This is a genomic window from Agrobacterium sp. 22-210-1, assembly GCF_053522525.1.
In genome coordinates this window covers 499,668-524,743 of sequence record NZ_JBNWCI010000002.1, presented here as the reverse complement: position 1 = coordinate 524,743, position 25,076 = coordinate 499,668, and the positions used below count along the sequence as shown (strand labels likewise).

Below are 25,076 nucleotides of genomic sequence, written 5' to 3'. Positions count from 1 at the left end.
CGCCGGCAACCGAATGAAGAAGAAGGTCCTCCCATGCGCACTCCCAAACCCGTTGTCCTGACTATTCTCGATGGCTGGGGGCTGAGTGAGGATAAATCCAGCAACGCACCGGTGCTGGCGAACACGCCCACCATGGACCGGCTTTTCGCCACCTGCCCGAATGCGACGCTGACCACTTTCGGACCGAATGTCGGCCTGCCCACCGGCCAGATGGGTAATTCCGAAGTCGGCCACACCAATATCGGCGCCGGCCGTATCGTTGCGATGGATCTCGGGCAGATCGATCTGGCGATCGAGGATGGCAGCTTTTTCCGCAATGCGGCGATGCTTGATTTCGTCGCCACGGTAAAGGCGGCGGGCGGCGTGGCGCATCTGATGTGCGTCGTTTCCGATGGCGGCGTCCATGGCCATATCCTCCACGGCCAGGCGGCGGTGAAGCTGATGATCAGCCACGGTCTGAAAGTCGTCGTGCACGCCATCACCGATGGCCGCGATGTCGCGCCGCAATCGGCGGAGGATTTTGTGGCGGCGCTCGTCGCGAGCCTGCCGCAAGGTGCCAGCATCGGCACCGTGATCGGTCGCTATTATGCGATGGATCGCGATAATCGCTGGGAGCGCGTTGAAAAGGCCTATGACGCCATGGTTCTCGGCAAGGGCGAACATGCGTCGGATGCGGTAAGCGCGGTCGCTCAGAGCTATAAGAACAATGTGACAGATGAATTCATCCTGCCGACTGTGATCAATGGTTATGAGGGCTTCAAGGCCGGCGATGGGTTGTTCTGCCTGAATTTCCGTGCCGACCGTGCCCGTGAAATCCTGCTTGCCATCGGTGCGGATGATTTTGATGGCTTTGCGCGCGAAAAGCCCGTGCTTTCGGCATTGCTTGGTATGGTGGAATATTCCACCCGCCACGCGGCTTTCATGACGACGGCCTATCCGAAGCGCGATATCGCCAATACGCTGGGCGCATGGGTGGCAAAACAGGGACTCACGCAGTTCCGTCTTGCTGAAACCGAAAAATATCCGCATGTCACCTTCTTCCTGAATGGTGGCAAGGAAGAGCCGGAGGTGGGCGAAGACCGCTTCATGCCGAAATCCCCCAAGGTCGCGACGTATGATCTGCAGCCAGAAATGAGCGCGCCGGAAGTGACGGAGAAATTCGTCGAGGCGATCGGCAAGGGCTACGATCTCATCGTCACCAATTACGCCAATCCTGACATGGTTGGTCATACCGGTGATCTGCAGGCTGCGATCAAGGCCTGCGAAGCCGTGGATCGCGGGCTTGCTGCCGTCGTTGCCGCTCTCGAAAAAGTCGGTGGCGCCATGCTGGTTATCGCCGACCACGGCAATTGCGAAACCATGGTCGACCCAGTGACCGGCGGCCCTCACACGGCGCATACCATCAATCCGGTGCCGGTGATCCTGTTTGGCGGTCCGCAAGGCGCAAAGCTGCATGACGGCATTCTCGCCGATGTTGCGCCCACTTTGCTGCAATTGATGAACGTGGAGTTGCCCCCGGAAATGACGGGCAAGAGCCTGATCGACCTGTAATCGAAGGTCCTTGCGCGGGTGCTTTGCCACCCGCGCAGCCCATTTTTTCATGCCTGGGTATGAACGTTGGCCGGTTGCGTTATGGCTCTTTTGCCACGAGGCGATCATGCGCCAACATGCCTGCAATCATGGCGCAGACGAAAAGAATGACCGGCAGAAGCCCAAGAGCAAAAGCCGACAGTGCCGGGCCGGGGCAAAAACCGGCAAGCCCCCAACCGATGCCGAAAATGGCCGAACCAAGGATGAGGGGCCGGTCGATGCGGGTTTTTGCCGGAAGGCTGAAGTCTTCGGCAAGAACCGGTCTGCCAATAAAACGGCTGAGCAGGACACCCGGCACGGCGACCGAGACTGCACCGCCAAGAACAAACATCAGGCTCGGGTCCCAATGGCCGCTCGCCAGATCAAGAAAACCTGAAACGCTGGCCGGATCGACCATGCCGGAGAGCGACAGACCGAAACCGAACAGTGCTCCTGCAACCAATGCCAGCATAACACGCGCCATGGCTTGATTTTTCATGACAGTGCTCCCGCGATCGTTGCCGCGAGAATGCCGGTGATCAGGAAGGTTGCGGTTGCGGCGATGGAGCGCCGGGAAAACCGCGCCAGCCCCATGATGCCGTGGCCCGAGGTGCAGCCGGAGCCCATGCGCGTGCCGAAACCCACAAGCAGGCCGGCAATGATGATCAGCGGCCATGGGGCGATTATGGTTATCGTGGGAAGCCGGCCAAATGCGGCCGCATAAAGATAGGGCCCGGCCAGCAGGCCAGCCACGAAAGCCAGATCGGTGAGACGCCGCTCCCTGCCGAGCATCTTGCCCATGATACCGCTGATGCCGGCGATGCGGCCGTTGAATAAAAACAGGAGGATGCTTGCAAGACCGAGAAGCATGCCGCCGAAAAGCGAGGGCCAATAGGGGCTCACGGGGCCGCCTCCGGTGCACAGAATATGGCGTAGAGAGCTTCGATAAGCTGGGCCGCTTTCGTCTCGCTCATCCGGTAGAAAATCTGCTTGGCTTCGCGCCGGGTTTCGACGACACCCGCTTCCCGCAGCACGCCGAGCTGCTGGGAAAGTGTGGGTTGGTGAATATCAAGCTTCGTCTCCAGTTCGCCGACGGAAAATTCTGCCTGCGCCAGAGTGCAGGCCAGCATCAGCCGGGCAGGATGGGCGAGTGTTTTTAAAAGCAGCGCAACTTCGACGGCGCGTTCCTCCATGGCGGGCAGGGGGATTTCGGTGATGCGCCGAGCCTGTTGCAAGTTATTGTCCTTCACCATGTGCTGCCCTCCAGCACATCGAGCGGGAATTTGAGGTAACGTTTGCCATTGGCCTCCGGCTCCGGCAGGCGGCCACCACGGATATTGACCTGCAGCGCGTGCAGAATGAGCTTGGGCATAGGCAGGGTGCGATCCCGAGCTTCGCGCAGGCGGATGAAGCCTTCTTCCGTCATGTCGGCTAGATGCGGATTGTTGCGTTTCTGTTCTCCGACCGTGCTTTCCCATTTCGGCGCGCGGCCGCCGGGCTGGTAGTCATGGCCGGTGAAAAGCCGTGTTTCGTCAGGAAGGGCGAGGATATCCTGAATGGAAGCCCAAAGCTCCTTGGCGCTGCCGCCTGGAAAATCGGCTCGCGCGGTGCCGGAATCCGGCATGAAAACCGTATCATGCACGAAGGCGGCGTCGCCTACCACATAGGTGACGGAAGCCAGCGTGTGTCCGGGCGAAAACAGCACGCGGGCCTCCAGCGAACCGATGTTGAACCCGTCACCCGCTTCAAACAGCCGGTCCCATTGCGAGCCATCGGTCTCAAGTTCGGGCCAGTTGTATTTCGCCTGCCAGAGTTTCTGTACGCCGGTAACTTTTGCGCCGATGGCGGTCTGCGCGCCGGTTTTCTGTTTCAGATAATGGGCGGCGGAAAAATGGTCGGCATGCGGATGGGTATCGAGAATCCATTCTACCGACAGGCCCTCGTTTTCGACGTAGGCCAGAATGGCATCGGCATTCATCGTGCCCGTCGCGCCAGATTTCTCATCAAAATCATAGACGGGGTCGATAATGGCGCAGCGTCCGGTCGCTGGGTCCGAAACGACATATTGCAGGCTGGATGTACGCGGATCGAAGAAAGCCTTGACGTGTGGCGCCGCCAAAGACCGCCGCTCCAGCCAGCGAACCGCACCGGACAGGTCAAAACCATGCGTCCTGCCGAAAGTCTCGATTTCGCTTTGCTGCATACGCGCGTCAAGCGCTTCTCCGAGCACGTAGAGCGTCAACGCGCGGGTGCCGCCTTTGCAATGGGCAAAAACAGGGCCGTCAGCCGCGGCCATCGCCTGCTGGAAGGCGCGAATATCGGCCTCGGTCATGGTCGGCCCGGTGACCGGAATGAAATTATAAGTCAGACCTGCCGTACCGGCGGCGCTTTTTTCCCGCATGTTGCCCGGCTGGCCGACATCTTCGTCATCCGGTCGGGCGTTAATGATGCTTTTATATCCTTGAGCGGAGAGCGAAGGGAAATCGGCGATCTCCGGCTGGCCGGCTACGGTCAGGCGCTCATTGATCTTCACGGCGCTCATCAGCATCTCCTGTTGTTCTAAATTAATATACGTTATTATATAATGTATATTGTTTTCATGCAAGAGCTGGAAATTTCTTTTCGAGTGACTGGATTGATTTGACATCCTTCGTGACAGGGCATTCTGGCTGGCGCAAGGCATCGCCCAAGATGGATGACCGCGAGGAGCAGGCAAGGCAGCCAATCGTCAAGGCGCCCGGCCCTTGCAATGTTGCGGGCGTTTGCTAACATGCCAGACAGGTTAAAAACAGGTGGGCTGGAATGGACGTTGAGAGCAGCACGAAGCAGGGGGTATCGCTCGCGGCGAAAATCAGTTCGGCACTGAGGCGGGATTTGTCGGAGGGCGTGTTCCGTCCCGGTGACCGTCTTCCGAGCGAGAGCGCCCTGACGCGTGAATATTCCGTAAGCCGTACCGTGGTGCGCGAAGCCATCGCCATTCTGCGCGCCGATGGTCTCGTTGAAGCCCGCAAGGGCGCGGGCGTTTTTGCCGTGGAGACGAAACCAGCCAAGGAACTGCCTTTCAACGATCTGGCTATCGGGCGGATTTCTTCGGTGATCGAATTGCTGGAATTGCGCACGGTTTTCGAGGTCGAATCCGCCGGCCTTGCGGCATCGCGCCGTTCTGCCGTGCAGGTGGAGGCGATTGTCGATGCGCACCGGCGGATTGGTGACTGCCTGGCCGCCGGGCTGCCGACAAGGGACGCCGATTTCGAATTCCATCTGGCGATTGCGCAGGCGACGCAGAACCGGCGTTTCCCGGAATTTCTGCAACTCATCCGTTCCGGCATCATTCCGCGCGGCGAATTGCAGGGTGCGGCACCCGGCGCACGTCCGAAGGACTATAATCTCCATCTGCAGGAGGAACATGCCAGGATCGTTGACGCCATCATAGAAAGCGATGCGGAGGCAGCGCGCCAATATATGGCGGCGCATCTGCGTGGCAGTCTTGAACGTTACAAGGTGCTTCTGCGCTCCCGTACGGCGGCGGAGTAAGCGGGAAACATAGTTAGCTCAATGGCTTACGTGCTTACCCGGCGATAAGGTGCCAGAGAGGCGGCAAGCGTCAGCAGCGCGCCGCCGCAAATCCGGTCGAGCCGCAGGGCGCCGGATTTGGGCAACATTCTGACGGGCTGTGCGCCCAGCAGGGCGTATCCGAACATCACGATGAAATCGATGGCGGCAAAGACCAGCGCAAGCACGCATATTGCGGAATTTGCGGCGCTAAAGGGTTGATGAACTGCGGCAGGAAAGCAGAAAAGAACAGATAGCCCTTGGGGTTGGTCGCCGCGACCAGAGTGCTTTGAGGAAGATCGAGCGCGCGGATGTTGCCCTGTTCCTATCTGCCGGTTGCAGCGCGCCGTCGAGCTTGCTTCTGGAGCGAAGCAGCATGAAGCGAGAAAGACAAGATAACAGACGCCCACCCATTTAACGACGTTGAACCAGAATTCCGAGGCAGCGAGCAGGGCTCCCAGCCCCAGCCCCAGCCCCAGTGCAACCGCACCGATTAGAACGAAATTGGAGAGAGTGGCGCCGGCCATGCCGGTCAAAGCGCACTGAATTCCGAATTTCGAGCCATTCGAGAATGCCAGCAGAACAGTCTGACCGGGCGTCGCGATACCGACGAAAGCGACCATGGCAAATGCCAGAAGCGTCATATCGGCCATCTCTTGCTCTCCGCCCGAAGCCCTCGATGTTGTCGGTAGTGTCGTGGAACTGCACCCGCGCCGGCATATTTTCGAAGCGGAAGAACACCGGCTTTTGCGGTTGCAGCAACGCAGGCGGTTCATTTTCCGGCGAAGTAGAAACGCCGGTAACCGCAGGGTGAAATTTCCACCGGGAGAAATTTTTCGGAGCCTTTGGCACTATCGATTTTGCCGACCCGTGCTTGACAGCTTTCGACACCTGTGACAACTTGCGAATAGTTGTCAGACAAGATTGCGCTTTCATCCTTGCGCCGGTCGGTTTCTGGCAAGGGAGGAATCATGTCAAAAAGACGCCTTTCGCTTTATGGCCTGTCCGGCCAGATCGGAAGTATTGCCGTTACGCTGCTTGGATTGCTGTTGCTGACCTTCTTTATCGGCCGACTGATGCCTGCCGATCCGGTGCGGGCGATCGTCGGTGAGGATGCAACCCGTGAAACCTATGAACAGGTGTATCATGCGCTCGGCTTCGACCGTCCGCTCTGGCAGCAGTTCATCTATTATCTCGGCGATGTGTTCACCGGCGATTTCGGCACCTCGATCCGCACCGGCCGCCCGGTCATCGAAGACATCATACGCGTCATGCCCGCGACGATGGAGCTTGCGACCTTTGCGATCCTGATCGGTGCCGGCCTCGGCATTCCCATGGGGGTTTATGCCGCCGTCAAGAAAGACCGTTGGCAGGACCATCTTGTGCGGGTTCTCAGCCTGTTCGGCCATTCCATGCCAATTTTCTGGACGGGCATGATCGCGCTGATCGTTTTTTATGCCCATCTCGGCCTTGTCGGCGGCGGCGGTCGCATGGACCAGTTCTATATCGGTCTGGTGGAGGAACGGACGGGCTTTCTTCTGATCGACAGCCTGCTTGCGGGCGATATGGAAGTCTTCTGGTCGGCCATCAACCACCTCATCCTTCCCGCCGCCTTGCTGGGCTATTCTTCGTCCGCCTATATTACCCGAATGACACGCAGCTTCATGCTGGATCAGCTGGGGCAGGAATATGTAACGACAGCCCGCGTCAAAGGCCTGTCGCAGCGGCAGACGGTGTGGCTGCATGCTTTTGGCAATATCCGCGTGCAGCTGGTCACCATCATTGCCCTTGCTTACGGCTCGCTGCTGGAAGGCGCGGTGCTTATCGAGACCGTCTTCGCCTGGCCGGGTTTCGGGCAATATCTCACCAGCAATCTTATCATCGGCGACATGAATGCCGTGATGACCTGCGTTCTGATCGTTGGTGTCATCTTCATCGGGCTTAATCTCCTGTCCGACATTCTCTATCGCTTTTTCGATCCGAGGACCCGCTGATGACGGCTCGTGCAGAAACTTCCTCTCGTCTTCCGGTGCCGTTGAACGCGCTGAAGAACATCATCCTCTTCCTGCTGAAAAGCCCGACATCGGCCTTCGGCCTGTTGATCTTGCTGCTTCTCGTCATTTCGGCGATTTTCGCGCCCTGGCTCGCGACGCACGATCCTTACGTGCAGGATCTCGCCAACACGCTGCAGCCACCCGGCAATGGCCATGTCTTCGGTACGGATGAGCTGGGGCGAGATATTTACAGCCGTCTGCTCTGGGGCGCGCGCATCACGCTCACCATCATCACGCTGGTGTCGGTCATCGTCGGCCCGGTCGGTCTTCTGGTCGGCACGGCATCCGGTTATCTCGGAGGCAAGTTCGATACGGTGATGATGCGTATCACGGATATCTTCCTGTCGTTCCCGAGCCTTATCCTCTCGCTCGCCTTCGTGGCGGCGCTTGGGCCGAGCCTCAACAATGCGATCATCGCCATTGCGCTCACCTCGTGGCCGCCGATCGCGCGTCTTGCACGCGCCGAGGCCATGACTTTCCGAAAGGCGGATTATATTGCCGCCGCACGGCTTCAGGGCGCCTCGCCACTGCGCATCATCGTCAAGTCGATCATGCCCATGTGCCTGCCCTCGGTTCTCATCCGCCTGACGCTGAATATGGCGACCGTCATTCTCACCGCCGCCGGCCTCGGCTTTCTCGGGCTCGGCGCGCAGCCGCCGTTGCCGGAATGGGGGGCGATGATCGCCACGGGACGACGTTACATGCTGGATAGCTGGTGGCTGGTGACTTTCCCCGGTGTTGCGATCCTCTCCGTCAGCCTCGCCTTCAATCTTTTAGGCGACGGCCTGCGGGATGCGCTCGATCCGAAGCAGATGAACCGGAGATAAGACCATGGAAAAACCAATCCTTGACGTCGAAAATCTCCGCATTCGTTACGGCGGTTCGCCCACCGAGGCGGTGCGCGGCATCTCCTTCACCCTTGGCCGGGAGCGGCTGGGCATCGTCGGCGAAAGCGGCTCGGGCAAATCCACAGTCGGCCGTGCCCTTCTGCGCCTCCTGCCATCAGCGACGATCACCGCCGACAAGCTGGGTTTCGAGGGTCTCGATCTTCTCGCGCTGAGTGAAAAAGAGATGCTGAAGGTTCGTGGGCGACGCATGTCGATGATCCTTCAGGATCCGAAATTCTCCCTTAACCCCATCCGCCGGGTTGGCGAACAGGTGACGGAAACCTATCTGCGCCACTTCAAGGCGTCGAAAGCCGAGGCCCGGGAAAAGGCGCTGGCCATGCTCGATGCGGTGAAAATCCGCGATGCCGCGCGCGTCTATGAGCAATATCCGCACGAGATCTCAGGCGGCATGGGCCAGCGCGTCATGATCGCCATGATGCTGCTTGCCGATCCCGATCTCGTCATTGCCGACGAGCCGACCTCAGCGCTTGACGTGACTGTGCGGTTGCAGGTGCTGAATATTCTCGACGGTCTGGTGCGGGATCGCGGCATTGGCCTGATCATGATCAGCCATGACCTCAATCTCGTGCGCAATTTCTGCGACCGGGTTCTCATCATGTATGCCGGCCGCGTGGTGGAAACGCTTGCCGCGCGCGATCTCGATCAGGCGCAACATCCCTATACGCGCGGCCTGTTGGCGGCGCAGCCGCGTATCGGCGGCTCGCGCTCACCCCTCGCGGTGCTGGATCGCCGTCCCGAATGGCTGGAGGAGAACGTATAATGGCCGTTTCCGTTGAAACCCGCGATCTCTCCATCACCTTCGGCAGCGGCCATACGGCACTGAAAGTGCTGCCTTCGGTATCCTTCCGTGTCGAGCCGGGCGAATGTTTCGGGCTGGTCGGCGAGAGCGGTTCGGGCAAGTCCACCGTTCTGCGCTGCGTGTCGATGCTGAATGATTTCTGGAGCGGGGAAATCCTCATCAATGGCCGGTCGGTGCGTGACATGCCGCTGATCGAACGATGCCGCACCCTGCAGATGGTGTTTCAGGATCCCTATGGTTCGCTGCATCCCCGCCAGTCGGTGCGCACCGTGCTTTCGGAATCGCTTGCGATCCACAAGCTCGGTGACCGTGAAGAGCGCATGCGCAAGGTCATCACCGATGTCGGCTTGCCCGTCTCCTTTCTGGATCGCTTCCCGCACCAGCTTTCCGGCGGCCAGCGGCAGCGTGTGGCGATTGCCCGGGCGCTGATCCTCGAACCATCACTGTTACTGCTCGATGAGCCGACGTCTGCGCTCGATGTCTCGGTGCAGGCGGAAGTCCTCAACCTGCTGCAGCGCCTGCGGGAAGAGCGCGGCTTCACCTATATCATGGTGACCCACGATCTCGCCGTGGTCGATCACATGTGCGACCGCTTCGCGGTGATGCTGCGTGGCGAAATCACCGAAATCCTGCCGCGCGAGGCTATCGCCGGCAATGGCGCGACGCATCCCTATGCGCGCGAACTGATCGGCGCCTCGCTGGAATATGAAGGCGCGTGACGGCTCCAAGAACGTGACCGTCCTCCTCCGGGGCGTCACGGATAATAACATCCTCCTTCCTTGCCCGGCCTCCCTGCCGGGCATTTTTTTGGATGGCTTGAGAGGAGCAGGCCGGCAACTGCACCATCGGGTATTGATGTAATGATGAAGCAGGAACGGGCGATGTTTTGCTGGGCTCCCTCCAACCGTCATTCCGGCTCAAGGCCGGAATGACGGAAGCGATATGTTTTCGCCAGTCGGAGCCGCTCTGTACAGTCTTGCCGCCAACAAAAAAGGCGCGGGGTAAGCCGCGCCTTTTCCTGAGTAACCGCTGTGTCGGCGAATTACCGCTCCTTGCTCACCTCTTCAAACCGCGAAAGCCAGGGGCTGACGATCATGCCCTTGACGTCACTACGGAAGGCGGCGGTGTCGATGACTTCGGAGAAGGGCTGAATGGACATGACAATCTCGTCCATATAGCCCTGCAGCTCCTCATAAAGCTTCGTCTGTTTCGCCACGTCGCGCTCGACCAGCGCCGCCTCGATCATCTTGTTCAGCTTCTCATCGAAGAAACTGGTACGCCAGCTCTGGTAATTGGTGAGCTTGGCGTCATCGGCATTGTTGGGGTTATAGGCGATGGAGCGCAGGTTGTTGTCGGGATGTGGCTGCTGGCCGCCGCCGCCGCGGCCGAGCAGCAGTTCGAAATTCCGCTCGCGCATGGCGCCATAGATCTGGTCGCCGGAGCCGCTGATCAACTCGGCCTGAATGCCGGCCTGGGCAAGCGTGTTCTGGATCGCCGTTGCCGCCTTCATGAAGGGGTCTTCGGAAAGCACGCGAAGCGTCGTCTTGAAACCGTTGGGGTAACCGGCTTCGGCCAGAAGCGCCTTGGCTTTTGCGATGTCGAGCTTGTAGCCCTGGTCCGGCAGCGCGCCCATGACGCCGGTGCTGAGCGAGCGCTGATGCAGCTTGCCGTAGTAAGGCATGACCGCCTTGTCGAGACCGTCGTAATCGATCAGGTAACGCAGGGCCTCGCGCACCTTCTTGTTGGCGAATTTCTCATCCTTCATCGAAACGCTGAGGTAATAAAAACCGGAGCCGGGTGTGGATTCGATGGTGACGGTCTTGTCGGCCTCAAGCGATTTCAGGTCCGGGGCCTGCAGGGAATAGGCAACGTCGATATCGCCTTTTTCCAGCATCAGCCGCTGCGACTGCGATTCCGGCAAATGGCGCATCAGGATGCGCTTCATCTTGGCCTTTTCGCCCCAATAATCGTCATTGCGGGTGAGGATGATATATTCGTTGGACTTCCACTGCGTCAGCTTGAAGGGGCCGGAGCCGGCGGAATTCAGCGTCAGCCATGCGCCGCCCAGATCGCCGTCCTTTTCATTCTCAAGCGCCGTCTTGCTGTCGATGATCGAGCCGGGGCCGTTCTGCGCAAGGATCATCAGGAGCAGATTGGGATCGTCGGGCTTCGGGATATTCAGCACGAAGGTCTGGTCGTTTTCGGCGACGAAGAGCTTGTCGGCTTCCTCGAGCTTGAAGCCGCGGGTTTTGAGGAAAGACGATTGCGCCAGGTTGCGGGCGAGCAGCCGCTTCAGGCTCCACGCCACGTCCTTGGCCGTCACGGCGTTGCCGGAAGCGAATTTGGCATCGCCGCGCAGGTGGAAACGGATGGATTTCCGGTCTTCGGCAATTTCCCAGCGTTCGGCAAGGCGGGGCTGAACACTGCGATCCTCAGGGGAAAGCACGACCAGCGTGTCATAGACATTGTTCAGAACCTGCACGGTCTCGCGGCCGGTAATGGCGGCGGGGTCGAGGGTGAGGATATTGCTCATGGTCGTGGCGACGATAAGCTGGTCTTTCGGCGTTTCGGCGAAGCTGCTGAGCGGCATGGCGCCGATAAGCAATGCGCCAAGTGCTGCGGTTGCAAGAAAATGTCTCATCTTTCCTCCCAATACGGCCGGTTCATACGGCCTTTCCACGTTTTGATCCACACGCCCGGTTCCTCCTCGGGCGTCGCAGGATCAGCCAAGAATCTCTCTGACGGGTGCGACGAGCGCCCGGCCGATTGCGGCTGTTGCCGGTGCTTCCAGATGCACGCCATCCACCGGCGAGGCGCTGGTGACCGATCCGGCATCGAAGAATGCGTGTCCGAGTTCGGCGGCGAGTTTGCGGTAAAGCGGCGCAAGCCTGAGCGATTGCCCGATATCGCGCCCGCCCGCCGGTTCTCCGCCCGGGCCTGCGACGCAGGGTGGCGGGGCGACGATCAGCAGTTTCGGTACGGCCTCGCGCGGTTTGTAGATGAAGGTTTCGACGATCTGCGCCAGCCGCCGCATGCCGGAAACGGCGGCTTCCGCCCGCCCACCATGCACCGGCTTGATGTCATTGGTGCCGAGCATGATGATGACGAGATCAAGCGGCATGTGGCATGAAAGCGCAACTTCAAGCGCCCGCGCGCCGTTGCGGCAGGCGGGGCCGGCATGGTCGTCATAACAGGTGGTGCGCCCGCCAAGCCCTTCCGGGTGAACCTTCACCTTTCCGGAAAGCGCGGTCTCCAGCACCTCCGGCCAGCGGTTTTCAACGGGGTGCCGGAGACCCGTGGCCGGGTCCGCGCCCCAGGTGAGGCTGTCTCCGAAGGCGAGCACCGTTTTCATTACCCGTTACCTCACCCGGTTGTTGTCGATGAAGGTAAAATCGATGTCCTCGCCAAGGCCCGGCCGATCGGGGACATGCACGAAGCCGTCGCCATCCATCGGGTCGGACAGCGACTTCAGATAATCGTGGCCGTCATCATATTCGAGGAAGGGGTGCAACAGACCGCGCTCGTACCAGCGGCAATTCTTGGTGGCGGCGACCACATGCAGGTTCATGGCCGTGTTGCCATGCACCTCGCATTCCATGCCGAAGGCTTCTGCCAGATGCATGGTCTTCAGCGCCGGGGTGATGCCGCCGACATCGTTGACGCCGGTGCGCAGAATATCGCAGGCGCCGGCCTTGATCCATTCGGCACGATGCCAATGCTTGCCGGCAGCACTTTCCGGGCCGACGACCGGTATATCGAGATTGTCGGAAAGCCACTTGTAGGAGGATAGCGACTGTTCATCCATCGGCTCCTCGATCCAGTCGAAGCCGAGCTTTTCGAGGCCGCGCCCAAGCGCCAGCGCATCGGTGCGGGAATACCAGTGGAAAGCGTCGATCATCAGGCGAATATCGGGTCCAACCGCCTCGCGCACGGCGGCGCAGGCCTTGAGGTCCATCTTCACATCCGGCGCCCAGCTGACGGGCGGCATCCAGGTGTGCAGCTTGATGCCCTTGTATCCGCGCTTCACCAGCGTTTCGGCAAAACGACCGTAATCTTCCGGCGTCGCCAGCCCGCCTTCCAGCTCGTCACCGCACATGATGGAGCCATAGGCCAGCACCTTGTCGCGATAACCGCCAATCAACTTGTATACAGGTTGCCCGAGGCTGCGGCCGGCAAGGTCCCACAGGGCGCAGTCCACCACCGCCAATGTGCGGTCGGTCAGCTGCGCGGCCGATCCGCGCTGCCAGTGGGCAAGGTCCTGCCACAGCCGCTCCCGGTCGCGATGGTCCTCGCCGATCAGGACTTTCTTGACGAATTTTTCGATGACATGCGGGCGAACGATCTCCGGCGCGGTGAAGGAATGACCTTCCTGCCCATCTTCCGTGCGGATGGTCAGCATGGCCTGTTCCACCTGATGCGCCGGACCCGGATGCGCGTGACCGGCACTGTCCGAGTGCCGACGGGTCGTCGTGCGGAAAACACGGACCTCGACGTCGGTGATGATCATAATTCCTCCCTCGTGCAGGTATCGCAGCGTTCATGATTGCTGCAATGTCATACATGTCTGCGTTATTTGTCAACATGTATGATAATCTGTATTACATGTTTGGGGCGGAAATCAAGTTTTTTGTCGGCTGGCCCGTATCTGGCGTCGTGGGCCAGACCGGCTTTGTGGCTCGCAGAAACGGCGAAAGGAGCGCGGGAAGTGGAGAGCTGGGCGCGGCAGGATTGTCGCGAATAACCTATAATTTTAGTAGACTATTGAATCGCGCAACGATCTTTCAACAATGACCGGGACTATAAAAGACCATGCCGTGCAAGCCGCGCCCCTCATCAGGCATTCTGCTGGAGTATGCGCGGCACGGAAGAACTGCCGCAGCCGCGTCGCCTGAGCCCATCTTCCGTCAACAACCATTCCCGGACGTTCACTATGCCTCTTTCCCGTATTTCCCATTTCGCCTTTCTGGTTCCCGGCAATTATCACGATGATGACCCTGCAAAGGGGCTGGAAGAAACCCTGCAGCTTTTCGAAGCCGGTGAGGCGCTGGGTTATCACAGCGCCTGGGTGCGTCAGCGCCATCTGGAACGGGGCGTTTCCTCGGCAGCCACTTTTCTTGCCGCTGCATCGCAGCGCACGAAGCGGATCGGGCTGGGCACCGCCGTCATTCAGCTGGGTTATGAAAATCCTTTCAGGCTGGCCGAAGATCTCGCCACGGTTGATGTCCTGTCTCACGGGCGGTTGAATGTTGGCGTTTCGGTGGGCGCGCCGCCCTTCGCGCATCTCATTTCGGATTATGTCGATAACGCTGCCGATGCGGATTACAGTCACGCCCGGGCGGAAAAGCTGGCGAAGGCGTTGAGATCTGAACCTTTATCCAGTGACACGGAGGCTGGTAATGCGGCCGGCGCGCAGGTGCCGCGCCTTCGTCCGTTAGCAAAGGGTTTGACCGACCGGCTGTGGTACGGCGGCGGATCGCAGAATTCCGCCCGATGGGCCGGCAAAGCAGGGTTCAATCTTCTGACCGGCAATATCGTCAGTGGTGAAAATACCGATGATTTTTTGACCGCGCAGGCGGCTCTCGTTGCCCGCTTCCGGCAGGAATGGGCGCATGAGCGCCAGCCGCGCGTCGCGCTGGGACGGGTGATCCTGCCGACCGATAGCGCAAGCCCCGCGACACGCCGCCGTTATGCGGAATTCGCCGCTGAGCGTGACAAGCGCACACATGCGCCGCATGGCGCGCGCCGCACGCTTTTCCTGCCCGACATCGTTGGCACGACTGAGGAGATTCTGGAGAAGCTGTCGCGTGATCCCGTGCTGCCGCATGTCTCTGAATTCCGCCTGGAATTGCCCTATGAGTTTCAGCCGGACGATTATCGCCAGATCGTCACGGATTTCGCGTCTGCCGTGCCGCAGCTTTCCGGCGGGCTGCCGGTTTTGAAAGTGGCGGCTGGCCAATAATATGCCCTTGCCCCCCATTGCCATGTACGGCGCAAAGGGGGGCGATGGAGGTGTGGCGCTTTACCCGCGCCCCATCCTTGGTTCAATCGGGATAAGGCAGACCATAGCGGTCGCGGATCGTCGCACCGTCATATTCACGCGGATAAACGCCGCGGTCCTGTAGCACCGGCACGACCTTTTCGACAAATTCGGCGATATCATCGGGCGCACGCGGCGGCTGCAGGGTGTAGCCATCAACCGTGCCATCCTGCCAGAGGTCGATAATGCCATCCGCCACCTCTTCCGGCGTGCCGAGCAGCAGCCGGTGATGTCCCTCGGAGCGGCGCACGGCCTCACGCGCGGTGAGCTTCTCATGGGTCAGCAGCTCGGAAAGGCCAAGCCCCATGCCAACGGCCCATTGCCGGTTCTGGTCGGGAATGAAGCGCTCGCCATCGAGTTTTATGTCCGGGTTGAAATCGCGCGGATCAATGCCGTTTTCCTTGGCGAAACGCGCCAGAAGGCCGTCTTCCGAGCCGGTTCCGCTGAAGAGTTCATGCTTGCGCAGCGCTTCCTCACGGGTCTCGCCGAGAATGACGACGAGGCCGGGAACGATGCGGATGCTTGCGGGATCGCGGCCGAAAGAGACGGCGCGGTCACGCACCTTTTTGCCGAAGGCCTGACCCGCCGGGCGTGACAGGATGTTGCAATAGATGATCTCGCCATGGCGAGCCGCCAGATCGATGCCACCTTCGGAAGCGCCGGCCTGCGCGATGACGGGATGTCCCTGCGGACCACGTGGAACGTTGAGTGGGCCTTTTACATGGAAATATTGCCCCTCGTGATCGATGGTTGCAGCCGTTGCCGCATCCCAGAAGCGGTCTTCCGGCACCTCACCTTCGCGGCGCGGATCCCAGCTAGACCAGAGCTTTTTCGCGACATCAAGAAATTCGGTGGCCTTGGCATAACGCTCGCTGCGTGGCGGCAGCGGATCGTTGCCGAAATTGGCAGCGACATTGGGATTGAAGGACGAGACGATATTGACGATCAACCGGCCACCCGTGACGACGTCGATAGACTGCGTCCGTCTCGCAAAATTATAGGGTGAATTATAGGTGGAGGATATGGTTGCCACGAAACCGATATCCGGCACCTGCGCGGCGAGCGATGTGGAGAGGATGAGGGGATCGATGGTGTGAAATGGGCGGCTTGCCGGGTCGGTCAGCAATGCCGGGTGATCGGAGAGGAAAACGGCGTCGAACCGGCCTTTGTGGGCCAGTTCCGTCAGCCGCCGGTAATAGCCGATATCATTGATATCGTGCCGGTCTCCGCTTCTATACTTCCAGGCATTGGGAAGATATCCCGTTGTGTTGATGCCGACATTGAGATTGAGCCGGCGTTCGGTCTTGCTCATGCTTTTACTTTTCCGTCTGTGTGGGGATTCCAGCCTGTAGCCGGCACATTTGTCTGAAAGCGTAACAGCCGCGATTGCGGTCGCGAGTTAAAAATCCTTGCTGCTCGGAGAAGAAAAACTTTCGAGCATGGCTTTTCCTGTTCCCAGGTAGGCGCCCGGTTATGAATGGATGCAATCGGAAGCCGCGTTCGAAAATAACGCCATTTTCGAAACGATATTTCGTTCGTCATGTGACGGGCTGGTGTCATGGAAACGAATTTCTTCAATCACCTCTTAAATAGTACACTTTATCTATAGAAATTATTCAACGGCGTGTAGCGTGCTGTCCAGATCGCAATTTCGAGGACGACCGCCATGGCTGATGCCGCCCTTCGCCAAGCAACCCAACCCGTAACGCTCTGGTACACCCGGTGCCCGGCACCCACGCCGCTTTCCATCGCGGTACAGCTTGGCTGGATAGAGGAGCGTTTTGCCGATCATGGCATCTCCGTTTCCTCCATTCGCGATGCGGCTGATCCGGCTATCAGGCAAAGCCATTTCGATCATCGGCTGGACTGGTCCTTCCGCCAGGGCGGTAACATCCCGCCAATCTGGGCGAAGGCGGGTGGCCGGCAGACGCGGCTGGTGGGACTGACGAGAACCGATGAGTTTCAGGCGGTCATAGCGCTACCCGCAAGCGGAATAACCAAGGGTCGTGATTTGAAGGGGCGGCGCATCGGCCTGCCGAAACGTCCGAATGAAACCATCGATTTCCAGCGCGCCACATCGCTGAAGGGCATCGTGTCGGCACTCACCGTTTCCGATCTCACCGTTGCGGATGTCGAACTTGTCGATTTGACTGCCCGGGAGCCCGTGCTGCTTGGTCCAACGGATGAGCGGTTCCATGGCCTGCGCCGGCGACTTCCCTATGGCGAGGAAATTGCAGCACTGCACCGCGGCCAGATCGATGCGTTTTTCGTCAAGGGTGCCGAAGGTATCACCGTCGCCAATCTCATCGGCGCGCAGGTCGTCGTATCGACCGGGTTTCATCCCGATCCGAGAATTCGCATCAACAATGGCACGCCGCGTCCCTTGACGGTGGACGCTACCTTTGCCGATGAGCGGCCGGATCTGGTGGCGGAACTGGTGGCCACCGTTCAGCGGGTTGCCCAGTGGGCAAATGACAATCCGGCAGAAGCCGTGCGGTTCATCGCTCGCGAGATCGGCGTCAGCGAAGAGGCGGTGCTGGCCGCCAATGGCGCGGATGTGCATCGCAATTTGCGGCTCGATCTCGACCCGGCCGAGCTGGACGCGCTGAGCCACTTCAAGGATTTCCTGCTGGAATGGAAATTCATCCCTGACGATTTCGATGTGCGGGACTGGGCCGATCCACGCGCCCTTTCTTCACTGCAAGAGGCCGCGCGACACAGTGCGGGAAAGTGAGGGCATCATGGCAGCCACCATTCTTGTAACGGGTGCAACCGGCAAACTCGGCCAGCGTGTTGTCGGCCGTCTTTTGCAAAGACAGGCTAGAGTTCGCGTGCTGAGCCGCAGACGTGAGGATGCACTGAAACTGTGGGGCGACAGGGTCGATATTGCGGAGGGGAATTTTTCCGATCCGGCTAGTCTGAAGGAGGCTGCGCGCGGCATAAACGCCATATTTGTGCTTTCCCCCATCGGAGAAACGCTGACGGTTGATCAGAATGCGGTCATCGATGCGGCTCTCACCGCCGGGGTTTCGCGGATCGTGAAAATATCCGGCTCCGACTGGACCATTGAAAATGCCGCCAGCTCCATCTCGGGTGCGGCCCATGCTGAGGTGGAAGCGCATCTCGCCAGAACCGGCGTAGCGCATACGGTGCTGCGGCCGAATGCATGGATGCAGGTGGCGCTGGAACCCGTTGTCGCCGCGCTGCGCAAGGGAGAGGATGTGCCCGCCCGGTTCGGCAATGCGGCCGTCTCCTTCATCGATGCCGACGATATCGCCGATGTGGCGGTTCATGCATTGACTGCCGACGCACCGCTTGCCGGCCCCTTGGTGCTGACCGGCGGCGAAGCGTTGACGGGGCTGGAGATCGCCCGCATCGCGGCCCGTATCCTGCATCGGCCGGTTGGTGTTTCGCATAATGCCGTGCTGGCCTTTCCACCGGATATCGGCGTGTTCGAACAGAAAGCGATCGGCGAATTCGGGCAGCTCATCCGCGAAGGTCTGGCGGCATCCGTCAGCGATACCATCCACCAGATCACCGGTCATCAGCCCCGCAGTGTGGAGGGGTACCTGCGCGCCCGGCTGGCTGCGGATACCCCGCAGGGTGATCATTCCGAGGGAGAAAAGACATGGCGCTGAGTGTTCCTTTGCCCGATGGTTTGGAGCTGAAAGGTCTTGAACTGAAAAGTCCTGCCGATTTTGACGACAGCCCGCTCAGCCGGGCGGTAAAACAGCCGCTGATGCTGGGCCTGTTCCTCAATCTGCAGGACATCAATTTCTCCAGCCTGCCGACCAGCAACAGCTGGACTTTCGATTATAACGTCGAACTGGTGAAGCGCGCGGAAGAGCTTGGTTTCGAAATCGCCTTCAGCCGCACGCAATGGCTGCCCAAGGGCGGTTATGACGGCGAATCCTCGCTCGACAGTTTCATCGCGCTCGGCGCCATGGTGGCGGTCACGAAGAACATTCTGCTGATCTCGACCATCCATGTGCTTTACGGGCCTCTGCATCCGCTGCATCTCGCCAAATATGGCGCGACGCTGGATCATATCGCCAAGGGGCGCTGGGGCATCAATATCGTCACCGGCCACCGCGCCATCGAGCATGAAATGTTCGGCTGGCAGCGGATCGACCATGACAAGCGTTACGATATGGCGGGTGAGTTGTTCGATGTGCTTCACCGCCTGTGGGGTGAGACCGAGAACTTCTCCTACGAGGGCAAGCTCAACCCATGGGCCATCAACAATGGCTGGATTACACCGAAGCCGGCCTTCGGCCGCCCGCCACTGGTGACGGCGACTGGTTCGCCTGCCGGTATCGATTTCGCGGCGCGCCATTCCGATCTGGTTTTCGTCACTTCGCCAGGCGGGGCGCATATAGACAGCGCGCTGGAAACGCTTCCCGGTCATGTCGCCACCATCAAGAACCGTGCCAAAGCCCATGGCCGGCGGGTGAAGACTCTCATCAATCCGATTATCGTCAGCCGCGATACGGAAAAGGAGGCGATCGCCTATGCCGATGCCATCGAGGCTGGAAAACCGCAGGCCGGCACCCGCGCCTTCGCCACCAATAATTACGACAGCGACGCCCATGCCTGGCGCGGCCGTGGCGATGCACGCCACAGGCAGGGGCGCAATCTCGGTGGCAATATTGAAATCATCGGTTCGCCGGAACAGGTGGTCGAGCAGCTGATCGGCTTGAAGAAAGCCGGCATCGATGGTGTGCAGCTGAATTTCTACGATTTCCGTGAAGACCTTGATTACTTCGCCGAGCGCATTCTGCCCTTGATGAAGGAGGCTGGCCTGAGGCTCTGACCTCTTTCCAACCCCGATTTTCCAGTTCCGAAGCCACCTTCGCAATCGCCCGATTGCGAAAGCGATATTTTTTGCCCTGAGGAGATACCGTGAACATCGCCGTCGATCCCGTCAAAACATCCGCACCGAAAATTCTGGACCGGATCGGGACCTATGTTCCCGAACTCGTCTCCATCCGTCACGATCTGCACCGGCATCCGGAAATCGGATTCGAGGAGGTACGCACGTCAGGCATCGTGGCTGAAAAACTCGCTTCCTGGGGTATTGAGGTGCATCGCGGTTATGGCAAGACCGGCGTGGTGGGTGTGCTGCGCGGCCGCCATGCGGGCAATCGCTCCATCGGGCTGCGGGCGGATATGGATGCCTTACCGATGCCGGAGGAAACCGGGTTGTCCTATGCATCGGTCTATCCCGGCAGGTTCCACGGCTGCGGGCATGATGTGCACACCACCATCCTGCTCGGCGCCGCCCGTTATCTGGCGGAAACCCGCGATTTCGCCGGCACGGTGGTGTTCATTTTCCAGCCGGCCGAGGAAGGTCTTGGCGGCGCGCGCGCCATGATTGCCGATGGGCTTTTCAAGGATTTCCCCGTCGATGAGATCTACGGGTTGCACAATTCCACCCATGCTGCGCCCAATCATCTCAAGGTTTCGCCCGGCACCATTCTGGCAGGTGCGGATTTCTTCGATATCCGACTAAAGGGCAGAGGCGCCCACGCCGCCCACCCCGATGTTTCGCGTGACCCGGTGCCGGCAACGGGCGAACTCATTCAGGCCCTGCAGACGATCGTCAGCCGCAACGTGTCGCCGACCGATCCTGCCGTGCTGTCGATCACGCGTATCGAGGCGGGATCGGCCTATAACGTCATTCCCGAAACGGCCTCGATTTCCGGAACGGTGCGCGCTTTCTCCGACAGCGTGCGTGAAACCATCCGGCAGCGCATCCACACGATTTCCGACCACATCGCCGCCGCCCATGGCCTCACCGCCGAGGTGGATGTTCGCGACATATTCTCGGTTCTCACCAATGACGATGCATCTGTGGAGATCGTCGCCGGCGTGGCGCGCGAGGTTCTGGGAGACGAGTGCGTTTCCACCGAGCCCGGCCGCTTCATGGGCAGTGAGGATTTCGCCGATCTCCTGAAACATGCACCCGGTGCATTTTTCACCCTTGGCCATTCCGGCACCGTGCCCGCTCACAATCCCGGTTTCATCGTTGATGACGCCATTCTTCCAGTCGGCGCCACCCTGTTTGCCCGGCTGGTGGAAACCCGGCTGAAGGCTGTCTGAAAATTTAAAAACAATTTCGCAAAAGGAAACATCCATGGATATTACGAGACGTAGGACATTGCTTTTGAGTGCCGCTCTTGCCGGGGCAATTCTGTTGCCGTCCTTGCCCGCGCTGGCGGTGGAAACGCCGAAAAAGGGCGGTATCGTCACGCTTGCGGGTCTTGGTGAGCCGACGACGCTGGTGCCGCTTTCTGATTCCAATACGCGCACCCGCGCCATTTCCACGAAAATCCTCGAAGGGCTGGTACGTTTCGACAGCGAGTTCAAACCGCATCCGGTTCTTGCCGAAAGCTGGGAAACCTCCGCCGACGGGCTGCGCCACACGTTCAAGCTGCGCAAGGGCGTCAAATGGCATGACGGCAAGGATTTCACGTCGCAGGATGTAAAATTTTCCCTGCTGGCCTTCAAGAAGGTCGGTCCACGCGGACGCATCACCTTCGCCAATGTTGCCGATATCGAAACGCCCGATCCGCTGACGGCCGTGGTGGTGCTGTCCAAGCCCGCGCCCTATCTCCTGCGGGCGCTGACGGGCGGCGAAACGCCGATTTTGCCGGCTCATGCCTATGCTTCGGAAAACTACAATGAAAGCCCGAACGGCAACGCGCCAATCGGCACGGGCCCCTTCGTGTTCGAGGAATGGAAACGCGGCAGCTATGTGAAGCTGAAGAAGAACCCGAACTACTGGCAGGCCGATCTGCCTTATCTCGATGGTTTCGTTGCGCGCTTCGTTGCGGACGCCGCCTCCACCACTATCTCGGTGGAAACCGGCGAGGCGGATTATACCGCCGATGTTTCGTACAGCGATCTGGAGCGGTTGCGGCAAAATCCGAAGCTCGCGGTGGAGGTATATACCGACTCCTACCTTAACAATGCCGCCATCTTCGAGTTTAATCTGGAGAACCCGATCCTCGCCAAAAAGGAAATCCGCCACGCGCTGGCCCATGCCATCGACCGCGATTTCATCAACGACGCCATCTTTTTCGGAACGGCCAAACCCGCCGGTTCGAACATCCCGGCCGTCTTCACCGCCTATAATGACGAGAAGCCTTTCACCTATCCTTTTGATCTCGCCAAAGCGAACGAATTACTGGATAAGGCTGGTTACCCGAAAGGTGCTGATGGCACCCGTTTTTCACTACGGCTCGCCTTCCTGCCATCTGACGTCTTCCGCAAAACCGCCGAATATCTGCGCTCATCCTTCGGTAAACTCGGCGTGAAGGTGGATATCGTGGAAGGCGATCTCGCCACCTTCATCAAGCGCGTTTACACCGAGCGCGGTTTTGACCTGACGGTAAACGGTATCAGCCGGTTGTTCGATCCGACGGCTGGCGTGCAGCGTCTCTACTGGTCCGATGGCATTAAGAACCCCGCGCCCTATGTCAACGCTGCCCATTACAACAACCCCAAGGTGGATGATCTTTTTCGTGCGGCCGCCATCGAGGTGGATGAAACGAAGCGAGCGGCGCAATTCCGCGACATCCAGAAAATCACTGGTGACGACCTGCCGAATTTCTCCATCGTCGCTTTGCCGACCGTCATTCTGCGCAATACCAGTCTGAAGTCGCTCGTCACGACCATCGACATTGCCTATGGGGATTTGTCGACGGCCTGGAAGAGCGAGTGAAGGCGAACCCGGCATCCTGTGCAGCGAGAGTAGCGGCGAACTTTCCTCCATATTCGACGTCATCCTCGGTCTTGTACCGAGGATCTACCAGGGCATCCTGACCGTGTAGCTCGCAGATGCTCGGGACAGGCCCGAGCATGACGAAGGAGAGGTTTTACGCCAACAGCATCTCACCAGAACCCGGCAATTCTGCCGGGTTTTTTATTGTCAAAACCCACCCTCCATCCTGTTTGCACCTTCGCGCGGCAAGCCCGTTTCAGGGAAAAACTTTGCGCACGAAACAGATCGGGCGAAACAGCGATGCCGCGTGTTAAAATTTCGAAAAAATCAATTTCATCAATAATTTAGAGTAAAGCAATTCTTCGTTTCAAAGCAAGAATTGCTTTCTGGACCCACGCTTTGGCTGCCTGCACTGTGAGCAGGAAATCTCACCCACAAATGATGGATGCCATGGCCAAGGACACACTTTTTCTGATCGCCCCCGGATTTGAAGACCCAAAGCACCCCGGTGTCCGCTTCGTCTGCCCGCATTGTAACCAGATCGAGGGTCTGCTTGCCGCCTTTCCAGACCTAGCGGCGCAGATCGATATCCGCCGGGTCGGTTTTCAGCGTCCGCGAGAGGCGGTCATCGCCGCCGTGGGGGAGGAAAACCAGTCGCTGCCGCTGTTCGTCTTTGCCGGCGAGGCGCCCGCTGACGCTGCTGCAAAGGGCGACACGCACTTCATTCAGGACACCAAACGCATTTTGCAAATCCTCGCCGAGCGCCACGGGTTCCCGCAGCTGCATTGAGTTGCCGCTCCCTCGCATATCGGATTTTTCGGAGACAGACATGACCATTTCCAGACGCCAGTTTCATAAGATTGCACTTGCCGCCGGCGCATTCGTGGCGCTTCCGGGCGGTTCTTTTGCCGCTGCCGAAGAGCCCGTTTCGGGTGGCACACTCAAGATCGTGTATTTCCCTGAACCGAACCAGCTCGTGGCCATCAATACCAGCGCGGGTGGCCCGCAGTTCATCGGCTCAAAGATTTACGACGGGCTTTTGACCTATGATTACGAGCTATCGCCCCAGCCAAGTCTTGCGAAGGAATGGAGCGTTTCGGCCGACGGGCTGGAATATGTCTTCCATCTGCAGCCGAATGCGAAGTTCCATGACGGTAAGCCGGTAACATCGGTGGATGTGGAGTTTTCCATCCTGCGGCTGAAGGAAGCCCATCCGCGCGGCCGGGCGACGTTCTCGCATGTCGAGAGTGTCGATACCTCCGATCCGCTGGTTGCGAAGGTGAAGCTTTCCAAACCCGCGCCGGGCCTGATCACCGCGCTCGCCTCCTCGGAATCGCCCGTTGTGCCAAAGCACATCTTCGAGACCTTCAAGCCGACTGAAAATCCGAAGCCTGCCCAGATCATCGGCAGCGGCCCTTTCGTGCTGAAGGAATGGGTGCCCGGCAGTCATATCCTGCTGGAGAAAAATGCCGATTATTGGGACGCGCCGCGCCCTCATCTTGACCGCGTCATCATTCGCCTCATCAACGATGCCGGCGCCCGCGCGGCCGCACTGGAAACCGGGGAAGGGGATATTGGCCCCAACCCGGTCGCGCTTGCCGATCTGGAACGGCTGAAATCCATCCCGACACTGAAGGTGGATGACCGCATCTATGCCTATGCCGGCCAGCAGAACCAGCTCGTCATCAATCTTGAGAACGAGTATCTAAAGGAGCTGAAAGTCAGGCAGGCCATCGCCCATGCCATCGATGTTCCGGCGCTGATCGATACTGTGCTTTATGGTTACGCCGTGCCATCGCCGACGCCGATCAGCCCCGGATTGGCGAAGTTCCACAATCCCGACATCGGTTTCGCCAAGTTCGATGTCGCACAGGCTGAAAAGCTGCTGGATGAGGCGGGCTTCCCGCGCAAGGACGGCGGCAAGCGCTTCAAGCTCCGGGTCACCACCAACCCCTTCAATCCCCAGACCTATTCGGATTTCATCGCGCAGGCGCTGTCGAAGATCGGCATCGAGGCGGAGATCCAGAAATTCGATTTCGGCACCTATGTGAAGGTAGTCTATACCGATCGCGCCTGGGACCTGTCGGTCGAATCCCTTTCCAATACCTTCGATCCGACAGCCGGTGTCCAACGTGTCTACTGGAGCAAGAACTTCAAGATCGGCCTGCCGTTCTCGAATGCCAGCCATTACGCCAATCCCGAAGTGGACCGGCTGCTGGAAGCGGCGGCGGTGGAGCCGGATATCGAAAAACGCGCCGCCTTCTTCAAGGAGTTTCAGGCCGTTATCGCAAAAGATCTTCCCGTCATCAATCTCGTCTCTCCCATCCAGCCGGTTGTCGGCAGCGTCCGCATCAAGGATTACGCGACGGGGGCTGAAGGTCTCAGCGGCAATCTCGCCAAAGCCTGGGTGACGAAGGAGGCGTGAGCCGCC

The 25,076-nt window shown here is 59.4% G+C and carries 22 protein-coding genes and 1 pseudogene; 14 read left to right on the top strand and 9 right to left on the bottom strand.

Annotated elements, in window-relative coordinates:
* Positions 1–33: 33 nt before the first annotated feature.
* Entirely contained in the window at positions 34–1,551 is a 1,518-nt protein-coding gene (gpmI, locus tag ACQZ5F_RS15325) for a 2,3-bisphosphoglycerate-independent phosphoglycerate mutase (RefSeq protein ID WP_225338651.1), read from the top strand.
* 79 nt (positions 1,552–1,630) lie between these two features.
* Here the strand turns inward: gpmI and ACQZ5F_RS15320 are convergent, their stop codons facing one another.
* Genes ACQZ5F_RS15320 through blh form a run of 4 tightly spaced genes read right to left on the bottom strand, consistent with a single transcriptional unit; the run spans position 1,631 to position 4,111 of the window.
* Positions 1,631–2,068: a YeeE/YedE family protein gene (locus tag ACQZ5F_RS15320; RefSeq protein WP_225338650.1), complete on the bottom strand. Its 438-nt coding sequence runs from the start codon at positions 2,066–2,068 to the stop codon at positions 1,631–1,633.
* Positions 2,065–2,472 (bottom strand): YeeE/YedE family protein, encoded by a 408-nt coding sequence (locus ACQZ5F_RS15315; RefSeq protein ID WP_046801912.1) that lies wholly within the window; start codon positions 2,470–2,472, stop codon positions 2,065–2,067. The genes ACQZ5F_RS15320 and ACQZ5F_RS15315 overlap by 4 nt, the downstream gene beginning before the upstream one ends.
* Entirely contained in the window at positions 2,469–2,822 is a 354-nt protein-coding gene (gene bigR / locus ACQZ5F_RS15310) for a sulfite-sensing transcriptional repressor BigR (RefSeq protein WP_052818897.1), read from the bottom strand. Before bigR ends, ACQZ5F_RS15315 begins: the two co-directional genes overlap by 4 nt.
* Positions 2,816–4,111 carry a bifunctional sulfur transferase/dioxygenase Blh gene (gene blh / locus ACQZ5F_RS15305; RefSeq protein WP_225338649.1) on the bottom strand — a complete coding sequence of 432 codons (1,296 nt, stop codon included), beginning with the start codon at positions 4,109–4,111 and terminating at the stop codon, positions 2,816–2,818. The genes bigR and blh overlap by 7 nt, the downstream gene beginning before the upstream one ends.
* A 260-nt stretch (positions 4,112–4,371) precedes the next feature.
* Here blh and ACQZ5F_RS15300 point away from each other — a divergent pair, with 260 nt between their 5' ends.
* Positions 4,372–5,103 (top strand): FadR/GntR family transcriptional regulator, encoded by a 732-nt coding sequence (locus ACQZ5F_RS15300; RefSeq protein ID WP_225338648.1) that lies wholly within the window; start codon positions 4,372–4,374, stop codon positions 5,101–5,103.
* A gap of 26 nt (positions 5,104–5,129) precedes the next feature.
* Here ACQZ5F_RS15300 and ACQZ5F_RS15295 read toward each other — a convergent pair.
* Positions 5,130–5,774: pseudogene (locus ACQZ5F_RS15295) on the bottom strand (LysE family translocator).
* A gap of 318 nt (positions 5,775–6,092) precedes the next feature.
* Between ACQZ5F_RS15295 and ACQZ5F_RS15290 the strand changes: the two are divergent.
* The 4 genes from ACQZ5F_RS15290 to ACQZ5F_RS15275 are packed head-to-tail and all read left to right on the top strand — an operon-like array spanning position 6,093 to position 9,601.
* Positions 6,093–7,115: an ABC transporter permease gene (locus ACQZ5F_RS15290; RefSeq protein WP_046801475.1), complete on the top strand. Its 1,023-nt coding sequence runs from the start codon at positions 6,093–6,095 to the stop codon at positions 7,113–7,115.
* Entirely contained in the window at positions 7,115–8,002 is an 888-nt protein-coding gene (locus ACQZ5F_RS15285) for an ABC transporter permease (RefSeq protein WP_052818900.1), read from the top strand. Before ACQZ5F_RS15290 ends, ACQZ5F_RS15285 begins: the two co-directional genes overlap by 1 nt.
* Positions 8,003–8,006: 4 nt before the next feature.
* The gene (locus tag ACQZ5F_RS15280; RefSeq protein ID WP_448730609.1) at positions 8,007–8,843 is read left to right on the top strand and encodes an ABC transporter ATP-binding protein; all 837 of its coding nucleotides are present in this window, start codon (positions 8,007–8,009) and stop codon (positions 8,841–8,843) included.
* The gene (locus ACQZ5F_RS15275) at positions 8,843–9,601 is read left to right on the top strand and encodes an ABC transporter ATP-binding protein (RefSeq protein WP_448730610.1); all 759 of its coding nucleotides are present in this window, start codon (positions 8,843–8,845) and stop codon (positions 9,599–9,601) included. Before ACQZ5F_RS15280 ends, ACQZ5F_RS15275 begins: the two co-directional genes overlap by 1 nt.
* Before the next feature lie 323 nt (positions 9,602–9,924).
* On the opposite strand, the gene ACQZ5F_RS15270 is transcribed toward ACQZ5F_RS15275, so the two are convergent.
* From ACQZ5F_RS15270 to ACQZ5F_RS15260, 3 genes are all read right to left on the bottom strand, one after another.
* Positions 9,925–11,523, bottom strand: a complete 1,599-nt coding sequence (locus tag ACQZ5F_RS15270) for an ABC transporter substrate-binding protein (RefSeq protein ID WP_225338646.1) — start codon at positions 11,521–11,523, stop codon at positions 9,925–9,927.
* 81 nt (positions 11,524–11,604) lie between these two features.
* Positions 11,605–12,234, bottom strand: a complete 630-nt coding sequence (locus ACQZ5F_RS15265) for an SGNH/GDSL hydrolase family protein (RefSeq protein WP_225338645.1) — start codon at positions 12,232–12,234, stop codon at positions 11,605–11,607.
* Positions 12,235–12,240: 6 nt separating this feature from the next.
* The gene (locus ACQZ5F_RS15260; RefSeq protein WP_225244227.1) at positions 12,241–13,389 is read right to left on the bottom strand and encodes a mandelate racemase family protein; all 1,149 of its coding nucleotides are present in this window, start codon (positions 13,387–13,389) and stop codon (positions 12,241–12,243) included.
* 423 nt (positions 13,390–13,812) lie between these two features.
* On the opposite strand from ACQZ5F_RS15260, the gene ACQZ5F_RS15255 reads away from it, so the two are divergent.
* A complete protein-coding gene (locus ACQZ5F_RS15255) occupies positions 13,813–14,841 on the top strand; it encodes an LLM class flavin-dependent oxidoreductase (protein WP_225338644.1) in 1,029 nt (342 codons plus the stop codon).
* 82 nt (positions 14,842–14,923) lie between these two features.
* Here ACQZ5F_RS15255 and ACQZ5F_RS15250 read toward each other — a convergent pair whose 3' ends face one another.
* Entirely contained in the window at positions 14,924–16,231 is a 1,308-nt protein-coding gene (locus tag ACQZ5F_RS15250; RefSeq protein ID WP_225338643.1) for an NtaA/DmoA family FMN-dependent monooxygenase, read from the bottom strand.
* A 354-nt stretch (positions 16,232–16,585) separates the two neighbouring features.
* Here ACQZ5F_RS15250 and ACQZ5F_RS15245 point away from each other — a divergent pair, with 354 nt between their 5' ends.
* The 7 genes from ACQZ5F_RS15245 (at position 16,586) to ACQZ5F_RS15215 (ending at position 25,070) form a co-directional block, all read left to right on the top strand.
* Complete coding sequence (locus ACQZ5F_RS15245; RefSeq protein ID WP_225338642.1) at positions 16,586–17,653, top strand: ABC transporter substrate-binding protein; 1,068 nt, start codon at positions 16,586–16,588, stop codon at positions 17,651–17,653.
* Positions 17,654–17,660: 7 nt separating this feature from the next.
* A complete protein-coding gene (locus ACQZ5F_RS15240; RefSeq protein ID WP_225338641.1) occupies positions 17,661–18,557 on the top strand; it encodes an NmrA family NAD(P)-binding protein in 897 nt (298 codons plus the stop codon).
* Positions 18,548–19,732 carry an LLM class flavin-dependent oxidoreductase gene (locus ACQZ5F_RS15235; protein WP_448730611.1) on the top strand — a complete coding sequence of 395 codons (1,185 nt, stop codon included), beginning with the start codon at positions 18,548–18,550 and terminating at the stop codon, positions 19,730–19,732. Before ACQZ5F_RS15240 ends, ACQZ5F_RS15235 begins: the two co-directional genes overlap by 10 nt.
* Before the next feature lie 89 nt (positions 19,733–19,821).
* Complete coding sequence (locus ACQZ5F_RS15230; RefSeq protein ID WP_225338639.1) at positions 19,822–21,021, top strand: M20 aminoacylase family protein; 1,200 nt, start codon at positions 19,822–19,824, stop codon at positions 21,019–21,021.
* Positions 21,022–21,055: 34 nt separating this feature from the next.
* The gene (locus tag ACQZ5F_RS15225; RefSeq protein WP_225338638.1) at positions 21,056–22,645 is read left to right on the top strand and encodes an ABC transporter substrate-binding protein; all 1,590 of its coding nucleotides are present in this window, start codon (positions 21,056–21,058) and stop codon (positions 22,643–22,645) included.
* Between the two features lie 438 nt (positions 22,646–23,083).
* The gene (locus tag ACQZ5F_RS15220; RefSeq protein WP_052818910.1) at positions 23,084–23,434 is read left to right on the top strand and encodes a DUF3088 domain-containing protein; all 351 of its coding nucleotides are present in this window, start codon (positions 23,084–23,086) and stop codon (positions 23,432–23,434) included.
* Between the two features lie 40 nt (positions 23,435–23,474).
* On the top strand, positions 23,475–25,070 hold the full coding sequence (locus tag ACQZ5F_RS15215) for an ABC transporter substrate-binding protein (RefSeq protein ID WP_225338637.1): 1,596 nt from the start codon (positions 23,475–23,477) through the stop codon (positions 25,068–25,070).
* The last annotated feature ends 6 nt before the right edge of the window (positions 25,071–25,076 follow it).

What these genes read in the sequence shown, in the direction of transcription:
- gpmI (WP_225338651.1), top strand. Translation starts at nt 34, where the DNA reads ATGCGCACTCCCAAACCCGTTGTCCTGACTATTCTCGATGGCTGGGGG.
- ACQZ5F_RS15320 (WP_225338650.1), bottom strand. Translation starts at nt 2,068, where the DNA reads ATGAAAAATCAAGCCATGGCGCGTGTTATGCTGGCATTGGTTGCAGGA.
- bigR (WP_052818897.1), bottom strand. Translation starts at nt 2,822, where the DNA reads ATGGTGAAGGACAATAACTTGCAACAGGCTCGGCGCATCACCGAAATC.
- blh (WP_225338649.1), bottom strand. Translation starts at nt 4,111, where the DNA reads ATGAGCGCCGTGAAGATCAATGAGCGCCTGACCGTAGCCGGCCAGCCG.
- ACQZ5F_RS15300 (WP_225338648.1), top strand. Translation starts at nt 4,372, where the DNA reads ATGGACGTTGAGAGCAGCACGAAGCAGGGGGTATCGCTCGCGGCGAAA.
- ACQZ5F_RS15290 (WP_046801475.1), top strand. Translation starts at nt 6,093, where the DNA reads ATGTCAAAAAGACGCCTTTCGCTTTATGGCCTGTCCGGCCAGATCGGA.
- ACQZ5F_RS15285 (WP_052818900.1), top strand. Translation starts at nt 7,115, where the DNA reads ATGACGGCTCGTGCAGAAACTTCCTCTCGTCTTCCGGTGCCGTTGAAC.
- ACQZ5F_RS15280 (WP_448730609.1), top strand. Translation starts at nt 8,007, where the DNA reads ATGGAAAAACCAATCCTTGACGTCGAAAATCTCCGCATTCGTTACGGC.
- ACQZ5F_RS15275 (WP_448730610.1), top strand. Translation starts at nt 8,843, where the DNA reads ATGGCCGTTTCCGTTGAAACCCGCGATCTCTCCATCACCTTCGGCAGC.
- ACQZ5F_RS15270 (WP_225338646.1), bottom strand. Translation starts at nt 11,523, where the DNA reads ATGAGACATTTTCTTGCAACCGCAGCACTTGGCGCATTGCTTATCGGC.
- ACQZ5F_RS15265 (WP_225338645.1), bottom strand. Translation starts at nt 12,234, where the DNA reads ATGAAAACGGTGCTCGCCTTCGGAGACAGCCTCACCTGGGGCGCGGAC.
- ACQZ5F_RS15260 (WP_225244227.1), bottom strand. Translation starts at nt 13,389, where the DNA reads ATGATCATCACCGACGTCGAGGTCCGTGTTTTCCGCACGACGACCCGT.
- ACQZ5F_RS15255 (WP_225338644.1), top strand. Translation starts at nt 13,813, where the DNA reads ATGCCTCTTTCCCGTATTTCCCATTTCGCCTTTCTGGTTCCCGGCAAT.
- ACQZ5F_RS15250 (WP_225338643.1), bottom strand. Translation starts at nt 16,231, where the DNA reads ATGAGCAAGACCGAACGCCGGCTCAATCTCAATGTCGGCATCAACACA.
- ACQZ5F_RS15245 (WP_225338642.1), top strand. Translation starts at nt 16,586, where the DNA reads ATGGCTGATGCCGCCCTTCGCCAAGCAACCCAACCCGTAACGCTCTGG.
- ACQZ5F_RS15240 (WP_225338641.1), top strand. Translation starts at nt 17,661, where the DNA reads ATGGCAGCCACCATTCTTGTAACGGGTGCAACCGGCAAACTCGGCCAG.
- ACQZ5F_RS15235 (WP_448730611.1), top strand. Translation starts at nt 18,548, where the DNA reads ATGGCGCTGAGTGTTCCTTTGCCCGATGGTTTGGAGCTGAAAGGTCTT.
- ACQZ5F_RS15225 (WP_225338638.1), top strand. Translation starts at nt 21,056, where the DNA reads ATGGATATTACGAGACGTAGGACATTGCTTTTGAGTGCCGCTCTTGCC.
- ACQZ5F_RS15220 (WP_052818910.1), top strand. Translation starts at nt 23,084, where the DNA reads ATGATGGATGCCATGGCCAAGGACACACTTTTTCTGATCGCCCCCGGA.
- ACQZ5F_RS15215 (WP_225338637.1), top strand. Translation starts at nt 23,475, where the DNA reads ATGACCATTTCCAGACGCCAGTTTCATAAGATTGCACTTGCCGCCGGC.